The following is an 18,159-nucleotide window of genomic DNA, read 5'->3' as shown; positions in this document are numbered from 1 at the left end:
CTCGCGCCAAGTGGCGCGCCCCGGAATGACAGTGTTGGCGGCCGCAAGACCGCGCTCAATCCTGGATCTTCGAGAAATCCGCCACCGCGCGCGTGGCGCTGCGGATCTCGTTGAGCAGCTTCAACCGGTTCTCGCGCACCTTCGCATCCTCGTCGTTGACGCGAACTTTCTCGAAGAACGCATCGACCGGCGGGCGCAGCTTGGCCATCGCACTCATCGCAGCCGCGAAGTCTTCCTTGGCGACGGCGGCGCTGGCTTCCGCCTGCACTTCGCCAATCGCCTTGGCCAGCGCCTTTTCCTCGGCAAGGCCGTAGAGTGCAGCATCGGGCGCACCGTCGAAGCTGCGCTTGTCCTTCTTCTCCTCGATGCCGAGGATGTTGCTGGCGCGCTTGATGCCGGCGAGCAAATTCTTGCCGTCGTCGGTCTCGAGGAATTTGCCGAGCGCCTCGACGCGGCGGACGATCATCAGAAGGTCGTCCTGGCCGCCGAGCGCGAACACGGCATCGACGAGATCGTGCCGAGCGCCCTGCTCGCGGAGCTGGACTTTCAGACGGTCAGCGAAGAAGGCAAGCAGGTCGCTCGGAAGCTTCTGCGCATCGGCAGGCTTCAAGGACAAGCCGGCGAGCGCGGACGCCGCCACCTTCATGAGGGATAGACGCAGTCCGTTCTCGGTGATCAGCCTGATCACGCCCAGCGCCGCACGACGCAGTGCATATGGGTCCTTGCTTCCGGTCGGCTTCTCATCGATGGCCCAGAAGCCAATAAGCGTGTCGAGCTTGTCGGCGAGCGCCACCGCGACGCTGACCGGATCGGTCGGCACGCGATCCGCGGGCCCTTGCGGCTTGTAGTGCTCCTCGCAAGCGGCGGCCACGGAGGCATCCTCGCCCTGGGCCAGCGCGTAGTACTTGCCCATCAGGCCCTGCACCTCGGGAAACTCGCCGACGACTTCGGTCAGCAAATCCGCCTTCGCCAGATGCGCGGCGCGCGTCGCCTTGGCGACATCGGCGCCGACCAGAGGCGCGATCTCGGCAGCGAGGCGTTCGATCCGCTTGATGCGTTCAGCCTGGGTGCCGAGCTTCTCGTGAAACACGATCTGCTCGAATTTCGGCAGCCGGTCTTCCAGCTTCGTCTTCAGGTCCGTCTCATAGAAGAACTTCGCGTCGGACAGGCGCGGACGGATCACGCGCTCGTTGCCGGCGACGATGGTCTTGCCGCCGTCGGGCGCCTCGATGTTCGCGGTGAGGACGAACTTGTTGGTCAGCTTGCCCGTCTTGGGATCTTTGACGACGAAGCATTTCTGGTTGTTGCGGATCGTGGCGCGGATCACCTCGTCGGGGATCGCGAGATATTCCGCTTCGAACGATCCCATCATGACGACCGGCCATTCGACCAGGCCCGAAACCTCATCCAGCAGCACCTGATCCTCGACCAGTTCGAACCCTTGCGCGAAGGTCAGCTCCTTGGCGTCGGCAAAGATGATGTCCTTGCGCGCCTGCGGATCGAGGATGACTTTTGCGGCCTTCAGTTTCGCTTCGTAGTCCTCGAAGCGACGCACGGAAATCGCGCTAGGTGCCATGAAGCGATGGCCGTAGGTGGTCTGGCCGGTCTCGATGCCATCCACCGAGAATTTGACGACATCGGGCTCTTCGGTCTCGGGTCCGAACGTCGCGGTGATCGCGTGCAGCGGACGCACCCAGCTCAGCGAGCCTGGCTTGCCGGAGCGCGCGCCCCAGCGCATCGATTTCGGCCAGGGGAACGTGCGGATGATCACGGGGAGGATTTCCGCGAGCACGTCGATGGCGTCGCGGCCGGGCTTCTCGATCAGCGCGATGTAGAAGTCGCCCTTCGGGTCGCGCTGGATCTTGGCCTCGTCCAGCGATGTCAAACCCGTCGCCTTCAGAAACCCCTGCACGGCCGCATCGGCCGCGCCGATCTTCGGTCCGCGGCGTTCGGTCTTCAGGTCAGGCTGGCGCGCAGGGATGCCGTGCACGGTCAGCGCAAGGCGGCGCGGCGTCGCGAACGCCTTGGCGCCTTCGTAGACGAGACCTTCGGCGACGAGCTTGTCGGTGACCATGCGGCGCAAATCGTCCGCCGCCTTGGCCTGCATGCGCGCGGGGATTTCTTCGGAGAACAGTTCAAGCAAAAGATCGGGCATCAGGCCGCTCCGCCCGCTTCAGTATGGATCCAGGCCTCGCCGCAAGCCTTTGCCAGTTCGCGCACGCGAAGAATGTAGCTCTGCCGCTCCGTCACCGAGATCACGCCGCGCGCGTCGAGCAGGTTGAAGACATGGCTCGCCTTGATGCACTGGTCATAGGCCGGCAGCGACATCAGATGCGCCTCGCGCTTGCCGTCCTTCCAGCCAGCTTCTAGGTACTTTCTGCACGCGCTTTCAGCCATCTTGAATTGCTCGAACAGCATCGCGGTGTCGGCGATCTCAAAATTGTGCTTCGAATATTCCCGCTCGGCCTGCAGGAAGACGTCGCCATAGCTGACCTTGGCGTCACCGTCGCGGCCGTTGAAGTTGAGGTCGTAGACGCGATCGACGCCCTGCACGTACATCGCGAGCCGCTCGAGCCCGTAGGTGAGCTCGCCCGCGACCGGCGCGCATTCGACACCCGCGACCTGCTGGAAATAGGTGAACTGGCTGACTTCCATGCCGTCGCACCAGCACTCCCAGCCGAGGCCCCAGGCGCCCAGCGTCGGGCTCTCCCAATCGTCCTCGACGAAGCGAATGTCGTGCACGGCGGAATCGATACCGATCGCGGCAAGCGACTTCAGGTACAGCTCCTGAAGGTTCGGCGGCGACGGCTTCATGATCACCTGGAACTGGTAGTAGTGCTGCATCCGGTTCGGATTCTCGCCGTAGCGGCCATCCTTGGGTCGCCGCGAGGGCTGCACATAGGCCGCATTCCAGGGCTTTGGCCCGAGCGCGCGCAGCGTGGTCGCCGGATGGAAGGTACCCGCACCCATCTCCATGTCGTAGGGCTGCAGGATCACGCAGCCCTGCTCGGCCCAGAACCGCTGGAGCGCGAGGATAAAGCCCTGGAACGAGCGTTCCGGGCGCATATGGGCGGGCAAGGAGGCGTCCATCGTCAGATCGGGCTCTCGCGGGGGGTTGAATCGCGCGGGACCGTATCGACGGCAGGGGTGGGAATCAAGGCAAAGGGGGTGGAATGGCCGTCATTCCGGGGCGCCCGAAGGGCGAACCGGAATCTCGAGCTTCTCAGGTGCGCAACTGCGCACCCTAGTTCGATGCTTCGCATCGCCCCGGAATGACCGCGTATGAAAAGACGCCCGGCTAACCCGGCCGATAGGCTCCGGTCACGGGATCCTGCTTCAGCGTCTGGACGGCCCCCCTATGGGCGGCCTCAGCGACGCGCGAGAGGCGCATCTCCTCCAGCTCCTGGTTGATCCTGACAGCGGTCTTGTAGGCCCAGCGGACCACGGCAAGCCCGCCCAGGACGCCCGCGAATGCGACGAACGGCGGCATCGGTCGATCCTTGTCTATTGCTCAGCCCCCACGCGCATTCTTGCGCAGACCGGGCCGCGCCGCAATTGGCACGGCTTCAAGTCTGCTTGGGACCAAATGGCGCGGAGGGGCTCCGTCTAGAACCCGAATTTCGCCCAGATCGCGCGCGTCTCGACCGCCGAAATCAGGTCGTCCGGCAGGCCGGCCATTGATTCCAGGACCGAAAGCTGCCCCGCGCCGGGCGATTTCCGGCCCAAAAGGCTGGAGAGCAGACCGGTCGGCTGGGCAATCACGGGGGTGAGAACCTTGTCGCCAAAGCGGGCACGAAGAGTTGAGCGGAGATCGCCGATGCTGTCGGCAAGCCCCAGCGCGACAGAACTCTCGCCGGCCCAGTATTCGCCCGTGAACAGGGTGTCGTCGGAGCCCTTCAAGCGCGCGCCGCGGCTCTCCTTCACCAGCGCGATGAAGATCTGGTGGATCTCGCGCTGGAGCGCCTTCAGCTTGGCGACGTCGTCGGGGTTTTCAGGGAGAAACGGGTCGAGCATCGCCTTGTGTGCGCCGGCGGTGTAGAGGCGCCGCTCGATGCCGAGCCGCTTGATCGCCTCCTGGAAACCAAAGCTGCCGCCGACCACGCCGATCGAACCAAGGATCGAGGACGGATCGCAAATGATCTCGTCGCCGGCGCAGGCGATCATGTAGCCGCCGGAGGCCGCGACGTCCTCGACGAACACCAGCACCGGCAGCTTCTTCTCCGCCGCAAGCTGCTTGATGCGCAGGTAGATCTGGCGCGACTGCACCGGCGAGCCGCCGGGCGAATTGATGACCAGCGCCACCGCCTTGGCGTTGCGCATCGAAAACGCCCGCTCCAGCACCCGCGAAACGGTCGCAAGCGTCATGCCCGGGCGCAGCGGCGTCACTGCGCCGATCACACCGGACAGCCGCACCACCGGCACCACGGCCGTACCGGGACGGAAGCGCGCCGGCAGATATTGCATGAGCTTGTCGGCCAGGCCGGAACTCTCACGATCGTTCAATTGTTCGGCCATGCCGTTACCTCTGATTAACCATTTCTTATCACGCGACTGTCATTGGAAGGGCCCGGAACGTGTTTTGCAGAAACCCCGTTGAGAGGCTGCAATGGGCCGGCGGAGAACACCATGAAAATCTATCTGCTGATGCTGCTGATCGGTGCGCTGTTCATGGCGATCCGCCTGACGACACCGCAAGAGCAGCAGTCGGAATCGCTTCCGCAATAGCTCAGCACGGTTCCACCAGGGGTAGAACCGCCCTTCCCTCCAGAATATCCATCACCTCTTTTTTAGGCACGCGTGATTCCTCGTTGAGTATGAGGCCCGGCAACAATCGTGTCGGAGCCCTCCCGCCCTTGATCGCGCGCACCAGCACGCGGATCGCGGGCCGCCCGGCTTCACCGTGAACCGGCAGAATCGCGAGACTGCCGAAGCCGCGAGACAGCGCCGCCAGAACGTCCGCAATCCCATCTGCGCGCCAGATCAATGTCAGCGCGCCATGCGATCGGAGGATGCGCCGCGCCGCATGCACCCAGGCATTCAGCGTCTCATCCGTCGCCACATGCGCGATCTGGCGCGCCTGATCGGGCGAACCGCGATGGCGAGCGGGATCGTTGAAGGGCGGGTTCATCAGCACCACGTCGACGCTGTCCGGCGCGAGCCCGCTGGCCGCGAAGGCCTGCGCGTCCGCGGTGACGTCGAGCACGATCGTCTCGGCGGCAATCGCATTCGCTGCCGCATTGGCGCGCGCAAGCTCCGCCAGTTCAGGATCGATCTCGACCAGGCCGAGCCTGATCCCGGCAACGCGCCGCGCCAACGCAAGCCCGGCCGTGCCGATACCTGCGCCGAGATCGACGACGCGGTCGCCCGCCCTCGCCTCCGTCGCCGCCGCGAGCAGAATGGCATCGTGCCCGGCGCGATGGCCGGACCGCTTCTGCTTCAGCCGCAATTGTCCGCCGAGGAAGGCGTCCTCGGTGAGGTCTGCCAGGGCTTCACTCATCGCCGCGCAGTTCGTGGCTGAGGCCGGCCTCGGTCAGTAGCTGCCGGGCCTCGATGGCGTCGTCCTCGTGGACCAGGATCCGCCGCGGCAAAATACCGAGCGAGCCCTCGATGATGCTCATGTTCTGGTCCAGCACCAGATGATGGATGTTGGCGCCGTCGAGCAGCGCGCCGATCGCCGACACCAGCACCATATCGTTGGTCCGAACCAGTTCTCGCAAAACACAGGCCTCCTGCCTGACGGGGATTAAGCGGCAAATGTCAATGGTTCCACGGCCCTTGCCGCATCCCCGTCCAGTTTCTATTGTCTTTCCATCAGAATAGCCCTTCCGGGGCAAATATTGGAGACCGGCGTGGCCGTCATCGTACCTTTCGAAACTCCCGGCGCGTCGATCGAAGAGCTGGTTGCCCTTGTCGCCGGTGACATGGAGCGCGTCAACGCCACGATCCTGTCGCGGACCGGTTCGGACGTGACCATGATCCCGGAGGTCGCCAACCATTTGATCTCCTCCGGGGGCAAGCGCCTGCGGCCGATGCTGACGCTGGCCATGGCCAACCTCGCCGGCTACACCGGGGACGGCCATATCAAGCTCGCCGCCAGCGTCGAGTTCATGCATACCGCCACCCTGCTCCATGACGACGTCGTCGACGAAAGCGAGATGCGCCGCGGCAAGCTGTCGGCACGCATGCTCTGGGGCAATGAGGCAAGCGTGCTGGTCGGCGACTTCCTGCTCGGCCAGGCCTTCCGGATGATGGTCGAGGTCGGCTCGCTCCGTGCGCTCGACATTCTCTCCGCGGCCGCTGCCACCATCGCCGAGGGCGAGGTCATGCAGCTTGCCGCCGCCAAGAACACCGCGACCACCGAGGACGAATATCTCGCCGTGATCCGCGGCAAGACCGCCGAGCTGTTCGCGGCCGCCTGCGAGGTCGGCCCCGTGATCGCGAACCGCCCGAAGGCAGAGCAGACCGCCTGCCGCTCGGTCGGCATGAATCTCGGCATCGCCTTCCAGCTCGTCGACGACGTGCTCGACTATGGCGGCAAGAGCGCCAAGCTCGGCAAGAACACCGGCGACGATTTCCGCGAGGGCAAGATCACGCTGCCCGTCGTGCTCGCCTTCCGCCGCGGCAACGACACCGAGCGTGCCTTCTGGATCCGCGCGCTCGAGCGCGGCGAGATCGGCGACACCGACCTCGACCACGCCATCGGGCTGATGAACAAGCATCGTGCGCTCGAAGACACGCGCAGCCGCGCCCAGCACTACGGCGCCATGGCCGTGGACGCGCTGGCGCTGTTCCCGTCCTCGCCGATGAAGAGCGCGCTGGAGCAGGTCGTGGCGTTCTGCCTGGCTCGGTCGCATTAGCTTCTCGCATCCCTAGCGCTTGCTGGTAGCCACACCCTCAGTGTCGTCCCGGCGAAGGCCGGGACCCATTACCCCGGTCAGCGTTGTCTTAGCGGCTGTGGCCCCCATCGTGCATCACAACAACAGTCGTGGGTATGGGTCCCGGCCTTCGCCGGGACGACATCGTTGAGGTACGCGCCACCACTGCATCAACAGCGTCATTGCGAGCGCAGCGAAGTAATCCAGAATCTTTCCGCAGAGGGACTCTAGATTGCTTCGCTGCGCTCGCAATGACGGAGCAAGGAGCGCAGGCGTCGCTCGCCAACTCGCATCCCGAATCACAGAGACAGTTTTACAGTCCCGCACCTCGTCCTGTCGTGCGGGGAAGTCGCCCTTGTCACTTGCATTTTGAAAGTTACATCCCTACTTTCGAACCATGCAGCCCAAGTCCCCCTCCATCCAGGAATGTCCGGTCGGCCGCGCCGTGGAGACGGTCGGCGAATGGTGGAGCATTTTGATCCTGAGGGATGCGTTCCAGGGCGCAACTAAGTTCGACGAATTTTCGCAAAGCCTCGGGATCGCGCCGAACATCCTGTCCCGGCGGTTGGCCCATCTCACCGACACCGGCATGTTCGTCCGCCGCCGCTATCACGAACGGCCACCGCGCTACGAATATGTGCTGACGGACAAGGCCCGGGACTTCTTCCCCGTGGTCGCGACCCTGCTCGCCTGGGGCAACAAGCATCTCGCACCGAAGGGCGAAGCGATCCTGCTCGCGAACCGGCACGATCGTCGTCCGTTCAATCCGGTCGTGGTCGATGCCGCCGACATGCAGCCGATCACGCTCACCAATGCGGTCATCATCGCCGGTCCCCGCGCCAGCCGTCTCATGCGCAAACGGCTGACCTCGCTCAAAGCCATGAACCCGGCCGTCGCGCCGGCTGGAGACTGACATGCGTCGTATCGTCGTGACGGGAATGGGCGCGGTGTCGCCGCTTGGCTGCGGTGTCGAACTGTCCTGGCGCCGGCTGCTGGCGGGCCAAAGCGGGCTGCGCCCGCTGCCGGAATGGTCGCAGGCGCTGCCCGCACGCATCGCCGGCCTCGTGCCCGACAAGGCCGAGGACGCCGACGGTGGCTTCGATCCCGCGCAGGCCGCCGCGCCGAAAGACCAGCGCAAGATGGACCGCTTCATCCTGTTCGCGCTGCTCGCCACCGCAGAAGCGGTTGCGCAGGCCGGCTGGACGCCGCAGGACGCGGCGGCGCAGGAACGAACTGCGACGATCATCGCCTCCGGCGTCGGCGGTTTTCCGGCGATGGCGGAGGCGGTGCGCATCACCGAACAGCGCGGACCGCGCCGGCTGTCGCCGTTCACGATCCCCTCCTTCCTCGCCAATCTCGCCGCCGGCCACGTCTCGATCAAATACGGCTACAAGGGAGCGCTGGGCACACCGGTCACGGCGTGCGCCGCCGGCGTTCAGGCGATCGGCGATGCCGCGCGCATGATCCGCGCAAGCGAGGCTGATGTCGCGATCTGCGGCGGTACTGAAGCCTGCATCGACATCGTCAGCCTCGGCGGCTTTGCCGCGGCCCGCGCACTGTCGAGCGGGTTCAATGACGCGCGCGCCTCGCGCCCGTTCGATCGCGACCGCGACGGTTTTGTCATGGGCGAAGGCGCCGGCATCCTGGTGATCGAGGAGCTGGAGCATGCATTGGCGCGCGGCGCGACCCCGATCGCGGAGATCGTCGGATACGGCACGACCGCGGATGCCTATCACATGACATCGGGTCCGCCCGACGGCGACGGCGCCCGGCGCGCCATGGAGATCGCGCTCCGGCAGGCCAAGCTTGCGCCCGCGGATCTGCAGCACCTGAACGCGCATGCGACGTCGACGCCGGCCGGCGACGAGAGCGAGCTTGGCGCGATTGCCGCGCTGTTCGGCCGTCACCGCGGCATCGCCGTGAGCGCGACCAAATCGGCCACCGGACATCTGCTCGGCGCCGCCGGAGGGCTCGAGGCGATCTTCACCGTGCTCGCCCTGCGCGACCAGATCGCGCCGCCGACACTCAATCTCGAAAACCCCGATCCCGCCGCTGACGGCATCGACATCGTCGCCGGTGTGGCGCGCCCGACGCCGATGCAGCACGCGATCTCGAACGGGTTCGGCTTCGGCGGGGTGAATGCCAGCGTGATCTTCCGCCGGATGGGCTAAACGACGGGGCCTTAATCGACGGGCCTTGCAATCGCGGCAAGCATCGCTACCAAAGCAGGATGATCAACACGAATTTCTGGCTGTTCCTGGCCGCCGCTTGTCTCATCGCCGCCGTTCCCGGCCCCGGCATTTTCTACGTCGCGGCACGAACCTTGTCGGAAGGGCGCGGCAGCGGTTTTGCATCGACCGCAGGCACCGCGCTCGGCGGGCTGGTTCATGTGGTCGCGGGCAGCCTCGGCATCTCCGCGATCATCCTTGCCAGCGCCGAGCTGTTTGCCGCCGTGAAATTCGTCGGCGTACTCTATCTGGTCTGGCTCGGCATCAGGACTTTTCGCAGCGCCGGCCACGCGCTGTCATTCGGCAACGAGCCCGTCGGCGACAAGCGCGCCTTTCGCGACGGCGTGCTGGTCGAGGCGCTGAACCCGAAGACCGCCGCATTCTTCCTCGCCTTCATTCCGCAGTTCCTTGACCCGGCGGGATCGAACCCGACGCTGCAGTTCATCATGTTGGGCGCGATCTCGGTAACGCTGAACACACTCGCCGACATCGTGGTGGTGCTGATGGCCTCCGCGACACGCACGCAGTTGATCGGAAGGCCGCACCTGATGCGACGCCTCACCCAGGGCTCCGGTGTCTTCATCGCAGGGCTCGGCCTGTCGCTCGCACTGGCGCGGCGGCCCGTGAATGGATAGCGCCGCCATGCTTGCCCCGCAAAGCCGCACTTACGAGTCTCACGGCCTGCGGCTGCACTATGTCGACTGGGGCAACGACGGCGCGCCGGTCACCATCCTGGTTCACGGCGGCCGCGATCATTGCCGGAGCTGGGACGTCATCGCCCGGTCGCTGCAGCCGCATTTTCACGTGCTCGCACCCGACCTGCGCGGTCACGGTGATTCCGACTGGACCAAAGGCGGCAGCTACGCGCTGACGGAGTATGTGTACGATCTGACCCAGCTCGTTCGTGCCATCGCGGCGCCTCAAGTGACTCTCATCGGCCATTCCATGGGCGGCATGGTCAGCCTGATCTTTACAGGGTCATTCCCCGAACAGGTCTCGAAGCTGGTCGTGCTCGACGGCGTGACGATGTTGCCGGATACACCAAAACCGCCGGTGCATGAGCGGATCGGCAAATGGGTCGGTCAGCTCGACAAGCTGCACGACCGCGCACCGCGCCGCTATTCGACGCTCGAAGACGCGGCGGCGCAGATGGTGCTTCACAACAAGCGGCTGTCTCGCGACCTCGCGCTGCATCTCGCCACCCACGGCGCGCGGCAGAACGAGGGCGGCACCTATAGCTGGAAGTTCGATCCCTACCAGCGCGCCTCCGCGCCGCACCGGCTCTGGCCGGACGATCACATCGCGCTGTGGTCGCGCATCACCTGTCCGACGCTGCTCTTGAATGCCGGCGAAAGCTTTCTGGCTGGCGCGAGGGCCGCGGGCCTGGAGCGCTATTTTCCGCAGGCGCGCGTCGAGACCATCGCCGGGGCTGGACACTGGCTGCAACATGACAAGCCGCTGGAGGTGTTGAGCGAGATTCGGCGGTTTCTCGGACTGGCTGAGAACTCCTAGCCCGCATGAGCGCAGCGACTGCGGGACGCGGCAAGCAAGGTGCCGGATATCGCTTCGCTCATCCGGGCTACGCAGCTCGGGCTGGCCGCGCTATCGTATGGCGGGCAAAGGCGCGACAGCGCCGTGCCCCCCATGCATCCGGTTGACTGAACAATTGGTGGGCACGCTTCGCTCTGCCCACCCTATACGGCGGTCGTACCTAGCTCAACGTCCCCGCATGCACCCACCAGCCGGGGTGATCGCGGCGGATCGTTTCGGCTGCGGCATGCGCGTCAATGGACGTGCCATAGATCGCAAAGCACGTCGCACCCGAGCCGGACATGCGGGCTAGCTTTACGCCGGCGGAGCCACGCAAGGCTTCCAGCACGTCGCCGATGACAGGCTCGATGCGCATCGCCGGGGCTTCGAGATCGTTGGCGACGGTCTCGAGCGTGTCGACCCAATCGGCAATGGAGGCGGCCTCGCCCGGCCAGGCCGGGGCGTCGAGGACGGAGGTGGCGCCAACCAGAAGTTCGCCATTGCGCAGGCCCAGCGCCTGGAACACATCCTTGGTCGCGACCGGCACGCGCGGATTGACCATCACGCAGGGCATGCTCGGCAACGCGAGCGGCAGCAGCTGTTCGCCGACACCGGTCATGTCACAGGCGCGCGAGAACAGACACACCGGCACGTCGGCACCGGTCGCAAGCGCAACCTTCTGCAGCCGCGGGTCATCGAGCGACAGATCGTTGAGACGCGCCAGCAACCGCAGCGCCGCCGCGGCGTCGGCCGAGCCGCCGCCGATGCCGGCAGCGACCGGGAGCACCTTGTCGAGCGCAAAGACGCCCAGCTTCAGGTTCGGGACGGCTTCGGCCAGGAGCTTGGCCGCCTTGAACACGAGGTTGTCGGCCATATCGCCGCAGGCCGCCGCGAGCGGCCCCGTCGTGGTGAGCTTCAGCTCGCCGCCGGGCTCCAGGGTGAGCCGGTCGGCGCAGTCGGCAAACGCGACGACGCTTTCGAGATCATGATAGCCGTCGGTACGACGGCCGACCACGCGAAGGCTCAGATTGACCTTCGCGCGCCCTTCTTCAATCAACGCCGGCATTGACGACACGCCCCCAGAACTTAGTTCTTCCTACGCATGATCTTGCCGGAAAACCGCTACACACTCTTCCGGATCATGCGCTCAACTCAGCCGCCCTTGCCGTCGTCCTTCTTCTTCTCCTTCTCCGCCTGCGCAGCCGAGGAGTTCGAATTGTCTTCGGTCATACCGTTGGCAATCTTGGCCTCGATCTTCGGAAGCTCATCCGCTTCGGGCTTGAGGTCGCGTGCGTGCGCCCACTGGAACTTGGCTTCCAGCGTGCGGCCGACGCGCCAATAGGCGTCGCCAAGGTGATCGTTGATGGTGGGATCCTCGGGCTTGAGGTCAATGGCGCGCTCGAGGTTCTTCACCGCGTCCTCGTAATTGCCGATGCGGTAATAGGCCCAGCCAAGGGAGTCGACGATGTAGCCGTCATCCGGGCGCTGCTCGACCGCCCGCTTGATCATCTTCATGCCTTCGTCGAGATTGATGCCCTGGTCGATCCAGGAATAGCCGAGATAGTTCAGGACGTGCGGCTGGTCGGGCTGCAGCTCGAGCGCCTTCTTCATGTCGGCTTCGGCCTTGCCCCACTGCTTGGAGCGCTCCTCGCAGATGCCGCGATAATAATACCAGACGCTGTTGGCCTTGTCGTTGCCGGCCGGCAGAACGTCGACGCCTTGCGAATAGGTCGCGCCGCATTCGCCAAACTTCTTGCGGCCGCGCTCGATGTTGCCGAGCGCCATGATGGCTTCGAGATCCTTGGGATCCTCAGTGGTGACGCCCTTGAGGATCTTGATCGCCTCGTCGGTGCGGTCGGCGGAATCCAGATCGATGGCAAGCTGGATCTGGGCGTTGCGTTTGAGGGGCGAGGACGACGGCACCCGCTCATAGACCTTGATCGCCATCTGCGGCCGCTTCACCGATTCATAGAGATCGGCGAGCGAGAGCAGCGCCAGGGGATGGGTGGGCTGGAGGTAGAGCGAGAGCTGGAGATAGACCAGCGCCAGATCCTCGCCGCCGCGGCGGGTCAGTGTGGCCCCGATGCCGTAGAGTGCTTCGGCGGCGCCCGCTTGCGCGCTATCGACCAGCGGCGGCATCTTCTTGCCGGCCTTGGTATCGCGCAACCCTTCCACGATCAGCGGATGGCGGGCGAGCTTCTTGTCGAAAGCCTGGTAGACCGTGGTCGCGGCCGCCGAGTCCTTGTTGCGCGACAACCAGCGCGCATAGGCCTCGGTGACGCGCAGCATGGAATCGTCGAGCTTGTAGGCACGCTCGAACCGGGTGCCGGCGTCTTTCTCCTTGCCCGCAAGCTCGAGGATCATGCCGGCGTGGAGATCCTTGAACAGCGGATACCATTCCGGACCGGCCAGCTTGTCGATGGTGGCGACGCCGCCCTTGGCATCCCCCGCACCATAGGCGGCCCAGCCCGACAGCAGCGTGGCAACGAGATCGGTGATCGGACCACGGATCGACTGGTTGATGTTGGTCTGCGCGGCCGCATACTTCTTGAACTTGAGATCGTGCACGCCGACGACGAGGCGTGCAACGCGGTTGGTCTTGTCGATGGTCAGGATGCGCTCGGCGAGCTTGACGGCTTCGTCGATGTCACCGTCGGCGACCGAAGAGATGAAGGCGCGGTCGAGCAGCTCGTTGTTCTTGGGATCGGTGCGCAGGGCCGAGCGATAGAACGCGGCGGCGGAGGCCGCATCGCGCTCGACGCTGGCGTGGCGGGCGGCGAGATAGCTGCCGGAGGTGGTCAGCGCCTTCAGATCGTTTCGGGTCGGAAACTGCGCCGCGGTGTCGGACGGATGGTCCGGCGTCTGCGCCCGGACCGCGCCGGGGACCGTCGCCATCGCTGAGCCCATGAGGGCAATGGCGGCAACAGTCCAACGGTTGAAACGATTTGAAAGCATCAGGGCTCGCCTTGAGTTGGTAGTGCCTGGGTTTGCAGAAGGCCGTATCGCATGCGAACGCGGCCGGTGGCATGGGGACCCGGAACCGTCAGGCCGACAATGCCGCTTTTGGCGCTTCACCGCAAGGATTCGGGCCGGGCGATCCCCTCCGCACGGCCCAAATCGACCAAGTGGCCGGTCAAGAGCGCCCCAAGACGCCGCCAGTATGGCCTTATCGTGACCACGACCCGCGAAGGCGGCCGGGTTCTCACGCGAACGTGCGTCACAGGGCGAAGATCACGCAACTTTGGTCACATTGGGCCTTGGTCACATGGATCATGGCTTGATGACCCCAGCCTACATCGCCTCGTAGTTCGGACCGCCGCCGCCCTCCGGGGGAACCCAGGTGATATTGCCGTTGGGGTCTTTCACGTCGCAGGTTTTGCAGTGAACGCAGTTCTGGGCATTGATCTGGAAGCGCGGGCCCGAACCTTCCTCGATCCACTCATAGACGCCGGCCGGGCAATAGCGATTCGAGGGACCGGCGAACACGTCATGCTCGGAGGTCTTCTGGAGGTTCATGTCCGTGACCTTGAGATGGACCGGCTGGTCCTCCTCATGATTGGTATTTGACAGGAACACCGACGAGAGCTTGTCGAAGGAAATCTTGCCGTCCGGCTTCGGGTAGGTCCTCGGCGCGTGGGTCTTGGCCGGATCGAGCGTCGCGCGATCGGGCTTCGCGTGCGATTGGGTGCCAAACAGCGAGCCGCCGAACAGCGTGTTGCACCACATGTCGAAGATGCCGAGCCCGGCGCCGATGAAGGTGCCGAACTTCGACAACAACGGCTTGGCGTTGCGGACAGGATAGAGGTCCTTACCGACGACGGAATCGCGCCAAGCGTTCTCGTATTCGACCAGCTCGTCATTGGCGCGGCCCGCATCGAGAGCTGCGTTAACATGTTCGGCCGCGAGCATGCCGGTGCCCATGGCATTGTGCACGCCCTTGATCCGGGGCACGTTGACGAAGCCGGCCGCGCAGCCGATTAGCGCACCGCCCGGGAAGCTCAGCCGCGGCACCGACTGATACCCGCCTTCGGTGATGGCGCGCGCGCCGTAAGCCAGCCGCTTGCCGCCTTCAAGCGTCGCGCGGACCGCCGGATGGTTCTTGACGCGCTGGAATTCGTCGAATGGCGACAAATAGGGGTCGTTGTAGTTGAGATGAACGACGAAGCCGATCGACACCAGGTTCTCGTCATAATGGTAGAAGAAAAGACCGCCGCCGGTGTTGTTGTTCAAGGGCCAGCCAACGGCGTGCTGCACGAGGCCCTTCTGATGCTTGGCCGGATCGATCTGCCAGACTTCCTTGAGCCCGATGCCAAATTTCGGCGGCTCACTCTTGGTGTCGAGCGCGTATTTCGAGATCAGCTGCTTGGTCAGGCTGCCGCGCGCACCTTCGGCGAACAGCGTGTACTTGCCGAGCAATTCCATGCCACGGGTAAAGGAGTCCTTCCGCTGGCCGCCCCGGCCGATCCCCATGTCGCCGGTGGCGATACCGCGCACCGCGCTATTGTCGTCATAGAGCACTTCGGCCGCGGCAAAACCGGGATAGATCTCGACGCCTAGCGCTTCCGCTTTGCGCGCCAGCCAGCGGCAGACATTGCCGAGCGAGCCGATATAGCAGTGATGGTTGTCCATCAGCGGCGGCATGATGAAGTTCGGCAGCTTGATCGCGCTGGTCTCGGTGAACCAGAAGAAGCGGTCGTCCTTGACCTGCGTCTTGAGCGGACAATCGGAATCCTCGCGCCAGTCCGGGGTCAGCTTGTCGAGCCCGGCCGGGTCGATCACGGCGCCGGAGAGAATATGCGCACCGACCTCGGAGCCCTTCTCCACCACGACGACATTGAGATCGGCATTGATCTGCTTCAGCCGGATCGCCGCGGCCAAGCCCGAGGGGCCGGCGCCGACGATGACGACGTCGAATTCCATGGATTCGCGCGGGGGAAGTTCTTCGGTGCTCATCTGATCTCAGCCCTTGAGACGGTCCTTGGTCGATTGCGCCCTCTTGTTTCCGATTTTTCCGGGTAGGACAACCTCGGAAATGCGTTTCGCCGGGGTGCAAGGCACCCCAAACTGGACTAATAGTCGGACTTTCCGATGATCCTAGAACCCGCACCCACGGTCCGAGAGCTTCTCGCCTTCTATTTGGAGGCCGGAGTTGATTGCACGCTCGCGGAGGAACCGATCGACCGCCTGGCGGAATTGGATGTTCCACCTTCGGCCCCGCGCGCGCCACCTCCGGTCGAGGCCCCTCGGCCGGTCGCCGCGCCCGCGGTGATGCGCGGCGAGGCCACACCCGCGCCCGACATCGCAATCGCCTCGGCGCGCGAGGCCGCACGCACCGCGCCGACGCTCGAGGCGCTGCGCGAGTTGATGCAGAGCTTTGAGGGCTGCGCGCTGAAGCACACGGCGACACGGTTGGTTTTCGCCGACGGTAATCCGCAGGCGCGCATCATGTTCGTCGGCGAGGCACCGGGCCGCGACGAGGACATCGAGGGGCTGCCCTTCGTCGGGCGCAGCGGCAAGCTGCTCGATTTGATGATAGGAGCCATAGGCCTCAACCGCACCACCGCCTACATCGCCAACGTGATTCCCTGGCGGCCGCCCGGCAACCGCACGCCGACGCCGCAGGAGACGCAAATCTGCCTGCCATTCATCCAGCGCCAGATCGAGCTGGTGAATCCGGATGTGCTGGTGACGCTCGGCAATCCCTCCACGCAGACGCTGCTGTCGACCCGCGAAGGTATCATGCGTACCCGCGGCCGCTGGTTCGACTACGAGACGGGCGGGCGCACCATCCGCGCGCTGCCGACCTTCCACCCCGCCTATCTGCTGCGCTCGCCGTCGTACAAGCGGCTGGCCTGGCAGGATCTGCGCGCGATCGCGAAGGTGCTGGCAGGCGCGTGAGGAGCCGTACGGCCTCTCCCCGTCATCGCGAGCGCAGCAAAGCAATCCAGAATCTTGCCGCGGAGGTGCACTGGATTGCTTCGTCGCTTCGCTCCTCGCAATGACGACGGAAAGAAGGACTACGTCCCCTTCGGCCGCACGATGGCCCAGCCGATGCGCAGGAGTTGCTGGCGTCCGGTCACCAGCCATTCGAAGGCGCGCGGGACTTCCGGGACGATGCCGGGAAAGCGCGCGAGAATGTCTGGCGGCGGGGTGCCGGCGGTATCGGAGGCGCGCCAGACCACGACGCCGCCGGTCTCGCTGAACTTGGCCTGATTGATCCACGGCGTACGCGCAGGCTCGGCATCGATGAAGAGATGCGGCCGGCCGGAATGCAGCGTGATCAAGCTCGCAAGCTGGGTCTCGCCGGCGACCGCGCGCAGGCGATGATTGGTGCGGCGGGCAAAGCTCTCGTCGAAGAAGTCCGAAATCGCGCGCGCCGGCATCGACGTCGCGATCTCATTGGCACCGGTCCACGGCAGGAGCAGGACGGCGAGCACGACGCCGATTGCGGGCGCGATGACGGCGGCCGCCCAGACCATCCGCAGCATCCTCGCGCGGCGCATCGCGATGAGATCGCCGGCCCCCACGACCACGGCAAGTCCCGACAACACCAGCACGACGCCGGCGCCGCCGACGACGGCGTCGAGGCCCAGCAGACCCGAGATCAGCACCGCGCCGAGCGCCGGCGCCAGCGCGAAGAAATAGACGAAATTGCGCGCGAGCGGCTCGACCGGCGGGCGGTAGATGATCGGCGCCTCCTCGCTCTTGGGAACGAACAGGCCGGTGTTGAGGACGGTCAGCGCCGGGATCGCCGCCGCACCGAACAGGAGCCCCCCGAGCAGCCAGGCCGCGTGCAGCGCGCGGGCATTGAGCTGGGCCACCTCAGGCAAGGCCGGCAGGACGAGCACCTCTGCGCGCATCAGCCAGACGGCATAGGGCAACGCCAGCACGGCGACGACCACCAGCGCAAACAGCGGGTCGAAGGCGCGCAACGTGCGACGGCCGTCCGCGGTTGCGAGCGCAAAGACGACGATCAGCAGCAGCAGGAAGATCGCAGCCGGGGTCGTCAGCAGCAAGAGGCCGGCCTCGATCGACCAGGCGAACCAGGCGTTGCCGCGGCGCTGCCCGATGATCTGCCAGGAATGCAGCAGCAGCAGCGCCCAGAGCGGCCGCGCCAGCACTAGGGGGCCGAAGTCGAGTGCGGGCGAGGAGAAGGCCAGCAGTGTCATGGTCAGCAGCACGGCCAGCACTGCCTGCTGGGGGCCGACCACCGCGCGGGACAGGTGATAGAGCGTGATCAGCGTCGCGATCCCGCAGAGCTCGGCCAGCACGTAGACGCCGAACAAATGGCCGCCGGCGGCGCGATAGGCGATGTCGGCGAGCCAGACCGGCAAGGGCGGGCCGAGATCGGTGCCGACCTGGTATTCGCGGCCGAAGGCCAGCAGCGTCGCGAGGCTGCCGGGCGGGCTGCGATAAAACACCAGCGCCACGAACAGCCACATCGCCGCCTGGAGCAGCACGGCGATCCAGACGATCAGCCGCGGCCGCGCGCGAATGAGCTCGATGACCAGGGAGGTAAACCGCAT

16 protein-coding genes are annotated in these 18,159 nt (G+C 65.3%); 6 read left to right on the top strand and 10 right to left on the bottom strand.

Annotated features, from left to right (window positions below; genetic code table 11):
• Positions 1-55 precede the first annotated feature (55 nt).
• The 6 genes from glyS to AC0L2F_RS18790 all read right to left on the bottom strand — a co-directional run bounded on the left by glyS (position 56) and on the right by AC0L2F_RS18790 (position 5,717).
• Positions 56-2,155 (bottom strand): glycine--tRNA ligase subunit beta, encoded by a 2,100-nt coding sequence (glyS, locus tag AC0L2F_RS18815; protein WP_473249391.1) that lies wholly within the window; start codon positions 2,153-2,155, stop codon positions 56-58.
• Entirely contained in the window at positions 2,155-3,090 is a 936-nt protein-coding gene (locus AC0L2F_RS18810) for a glycine--tRNA ligase subunit alpha (RefSeq protein ID WP_473249390.1), read from the bottom strand. Before AC0L2F_RS18810 ends, glyS begins: the two co-directional genes overlap by 1 nt.
• A gap of 208 nt (positions 3,091-3,298) precedes the next feature.
• Positions 3,299-3,490: a hypothetical protein gene (locus tag AC0L2F_RS18805; protein ID WP_007607173.1), complete on the bottom strand. Its 192-nt coding sequence runs from the start codon at positions 3,488-3,490 to the stop codon at positions 3,299-3,301.
• A 116-nt stretch (positions 3,491-3,606) separates the two neighbouring features.
• A complete protein-coding gene (locus AC0L2F_RS18800; protein WP_007607165.1) occupies positions 3,607-4,515 on the bottom strand; it encodes a S49 family peptidase in 909 nt (302 codons plus the stop codon).
• A gap of 211 nt (positions 4,516-4,726) precedes the next feature.
• Positions 4,727-5,497, bottom strand: coding sequence for a tRNA1(Val) (adenine(37)-N6)-methyltransferase (locus tag AC0L2F_RS18795; protein ID WP_063993461.1), 771 nt, complete (start codon positions 5,495-5,497; stop codon positions 4,727-4,729).
• Positions 5,490-5,717, bottom strand: a complete 228-nt coding sequence (locus AC0L2F_RS18790; RefSeq protein ID WP_007607161.1) for a putative signal transducing protein — start codon at positions 5,715-5,717, stop codon at positions 5,490-5,492. Before AC0L2F_RS18790 ends, AC0L2F_RS18795 begins: the two co-directional genes overlap by 8 nt.
• Positions 5,718-5,849: 132 nt before the next feature.
• Between AC0L2F_RS18790 and AC0L2F_RS18785 the strand changes: the two genes are divergently transcribed.
• The 5 genes from AC0L2F_RS18785 to AC0L2F_RS18765 all read left to right on the top strand — a co-directional run bounded on the left by AC0L2F_RS18785 (position 5,850) and on the right by AC0L2F_RS18765 (position 10,615).
• Positions 5,850-6,857, top strand: a complete 1,008-nt coding sequence (locus AC0L2F_RS18785; protein ID WP_007594965.1) for a polyprenyl synthetase family protein — start codon at positions 5,850-5,852, stop codon at positions 6,855-6,857.
• Positions 6,858-7,272: 415 nt separating this feature from the next.
• Positions 7,273-7,788, top strand: a complete 516-nt coding sequence (locus tag AC0L2F_RS18780; RefSeq protein ID WP_473249389.1) for a winged helix-turn-helix transcriptional regulator — start codon at positions 7,273-7,275, stop codon at positions 7,786-7,788.
• 1 nt (position 7,789) lies between these two features.
• On the top strand, positions 7,790-9,046 hold the full coding sequence (fabF, locus tag AC0L2F_RS18775) for a beta-ketoacyl-ACP synthase II (RefSeq protein WP_007607158.1): 1,257 nt from the start codon (positions 7,790-7,792) through the stop codon (positions 9,044-9,046).
• A 59-nt stretch (positions 9,047-9,105) separates the two neighbouring features.
• Positions 9,106-9,738, top strand: coding sequence for a LysE family translocator (locus tag AC0L2F_RS18770; protein WP_473249388.1), 633 nt, complete (start codon positions 9,106-9,108; stop codon positions 9,736-9,738).
• Between the two features lie 7 nt (positions 9,739-9,745).
• Positions 9,746-10,615 carry an alpha/beta fold hydrolase gene (locus AC0L2F_RS18765; protein ID WP_473249387.1) on the top strand — a complete coding sequence of 290 codons (870 nt, stop codon included), beginning with the start codon at positions 9,746-9,748 and terminating at the stop codon, positions 10,613-10,615.
• Between the two features lie 199 nt (positions 10,616-10,814).
• Here AC0L2F_RS18765 and AC0L2F_RS18760 read toward each other — a convergent pair whose 3' ends face one another.
• The 3 genes from AC0L2F_RS18760 to AC0L2F_RS18750 all read right to left on the bottom strand — a co-directional run bounded on the left by AC0L2F_RS18760 (position 10,815) and on the right by AC0L2F_RS18750 (position 15,586).
• Positions 10,815-11,699 carry a 4-(cytidine 5'-diphospho)-2-C-methyl-D-erythritol kinase gene (locus AC0L2F_RS18760; RefSeq protein WP_473249386.1) on the bottom strand — a complete coding sequence of 295 codons (885 nt, stop codon included), beginning with the start codon at positions 11,697-11,699 and terminating at the stop codon, positions 10,815-10,817.
• A gap of 86 nt (positions 11,700-11,785) precedes the next feature.
• Positions 11,786-13,588 (bottom strand): tetratricopeptide repeat protein, encoded by a 1,803-nt coding sequence (locus tag AC0L2F_RS18755; RefSeq protein WP_473249384.1) that lies wholly within the window; start codon positions 13,586-13,588, stop codon positions 11,786-11,788.
• Between the two features lie 336 nt (positions 13,589-13,924).
• A complete protein-coding gene (locus AC0L2F_RS18750; protein WP_473249383.1) occupies positions 13,925-15,586 on the bottom strand; it encodes an electron transfer flavoprotein-ubiquinone oxidoreductase in 1,662 nt (553 codons plus the stop codon).
• A gap of 135 nt (positions 15,587-15,721) precedes the next feature.
• Between AC0L2F_RS18750 and AC0L2F_RS18745 the strand changes: the two genes are divergently transcribed.
• Positions 15,722-16,531 carry a uracil-DNA glycosylase gene (locus tag AC0L2F_RS18745; protein WP_473249381.1) on the top strand — a complete coding sequence of 270 codons (810 nt, stop codon included), beginning with the start codon at positions 15,722-15,724 and terminating at the stop codon, positions 16,529-16,531.
• A 119-nt stretch (positions 16,532-16,650) separates the two neighbouring features.
• Here AC0L2F_RS18745 and AC0L2F_RS18740 read toward each other — a convergent pair whose 3' ends face one another.
• The gene (locus tag AC0L2F_RS18740; protein WP_473249380.1) at positions 16,651-18,159 is read right to left on the bottom strand and encodes a glycosyltransferase family 39 protein; all 1,509 of its coding nucleotides are present in this window, start codon (positions 18,157-18,159) and stop codon (positions 16,651-16,653) included.

The organism is Bradyrhizobium sp. Ken64 (assembly GCF_055807555.1).
Note: the sequence above shows the minus strand (reverse complement) of the source record. Positions and strands in the feature narration are given on the sequence as shown.

Excerpts from the sequence above, each read along its gene's own strand:
- glyS (WP_473249391.1), bottom strand. The coding sequence starts at position 2,155 with ATGCCCGATCTTTTGCTTGAACTGTTCTCCGAAGAAATCCCCGCGCGC.
- AC0L2F_RS18810 (WP_473249390.1), bottom strand. The coding sequence starts at position 3,090 with ATGGACGCCTCCTTGCCCGCCCATATGCGCCCGGAACGCTCGTTCCAG.
- AC0L2F_RS18805 (WP_007607173.1), bottom strand. The coding sequence starts at position 3,490 with ATGCCGCCGTTCGTCGCATTCGCGGGCGTCCTGGGCGGGCTTGCCGTG.
- AC0L2F_RS18800 (WP_007607165.1), bottom strand. The coding sequence starts at position 4,515 with ATGGCCGAACAATTGAACGATCGTGAGAGTTCCGGCCTGGCCGACAAG.
- AC0L2F_RS18795 (WP_063993461.1), bottom strand. The coding sequence starts at position 5,497 with ATGAGTGAAGCCCTGGCAGACCTCACCGAGGACGCCTTCCTCGGCGGA.
- AC0L2F_RS18780 (WP_473249389.1), top strand. The coding sequence starts at position 7,273 with ATGCAGCCCAAGTCCCCCTCCATCCAGGAATGTCCGGTCGGCCGCGCC.
- fabF (WP_007607158.1), top strand. The coding sequence starts at position 7,790 with ATGCGTCGTATCGTCGTGACGGGAATGGGCGCGGTGTCGCCGCTTGGC.
- AC0L2F_RS18770 (WP_473249388.1), top strand. The coding sequence starts at position 9,106 with ATGATCAACACGAATTTCTGGCTGTTCCTGGCCGCCGCTTGTCTCATC.
- AC0L2F_RS18765 (WP_473249387.1), top strand. The coding sequence starts at position 9,746 with ATGCTTGCCCCGCAAAGCCGCACTTACGAGTCTCACGGCCTGCGGCTG.
- AC0L2F_RS18760 (WP_473249386.1), bottom strand. The coding sequence starts at position 11,699 with ATGCCGGCGTTGATTGAAGAAGGGCGCGCGAAGGTCAATCTGAGCCTT.
- AC0L2F_RS18755 (WP_473249384.1), bottom strand. The coding sequence starts at position 13,588 with ATGCTTTCAAATCGTTTCAACCGTTGGACTGTTGCCGCCATTGCCCTC.
- AC0L2F_RS18750 (WP_473249383.1), bottom strand. The coding sequence starts at position 15,586 with ATGAGCACCGAAGAACTTCCCCCGCGCGAATCCATGGAATTCGACGTC.
- AC0L2F_RS18745 (WP_473249381.1), top strand. The coding sequence starts at position 15,722 with ATGATCCTAGAACCCGCACCCACGGTCCGAGAGCTTCTCGCCTTCTAT.
- AC0L2F_RS18740 (WP_473249380.1), bottom strand. The coding sequence starts at position 18,159 with ATGCGGTTTACCTCCCTGGTCATCGAGCTCATTCGCGCGCGGCCGCGG.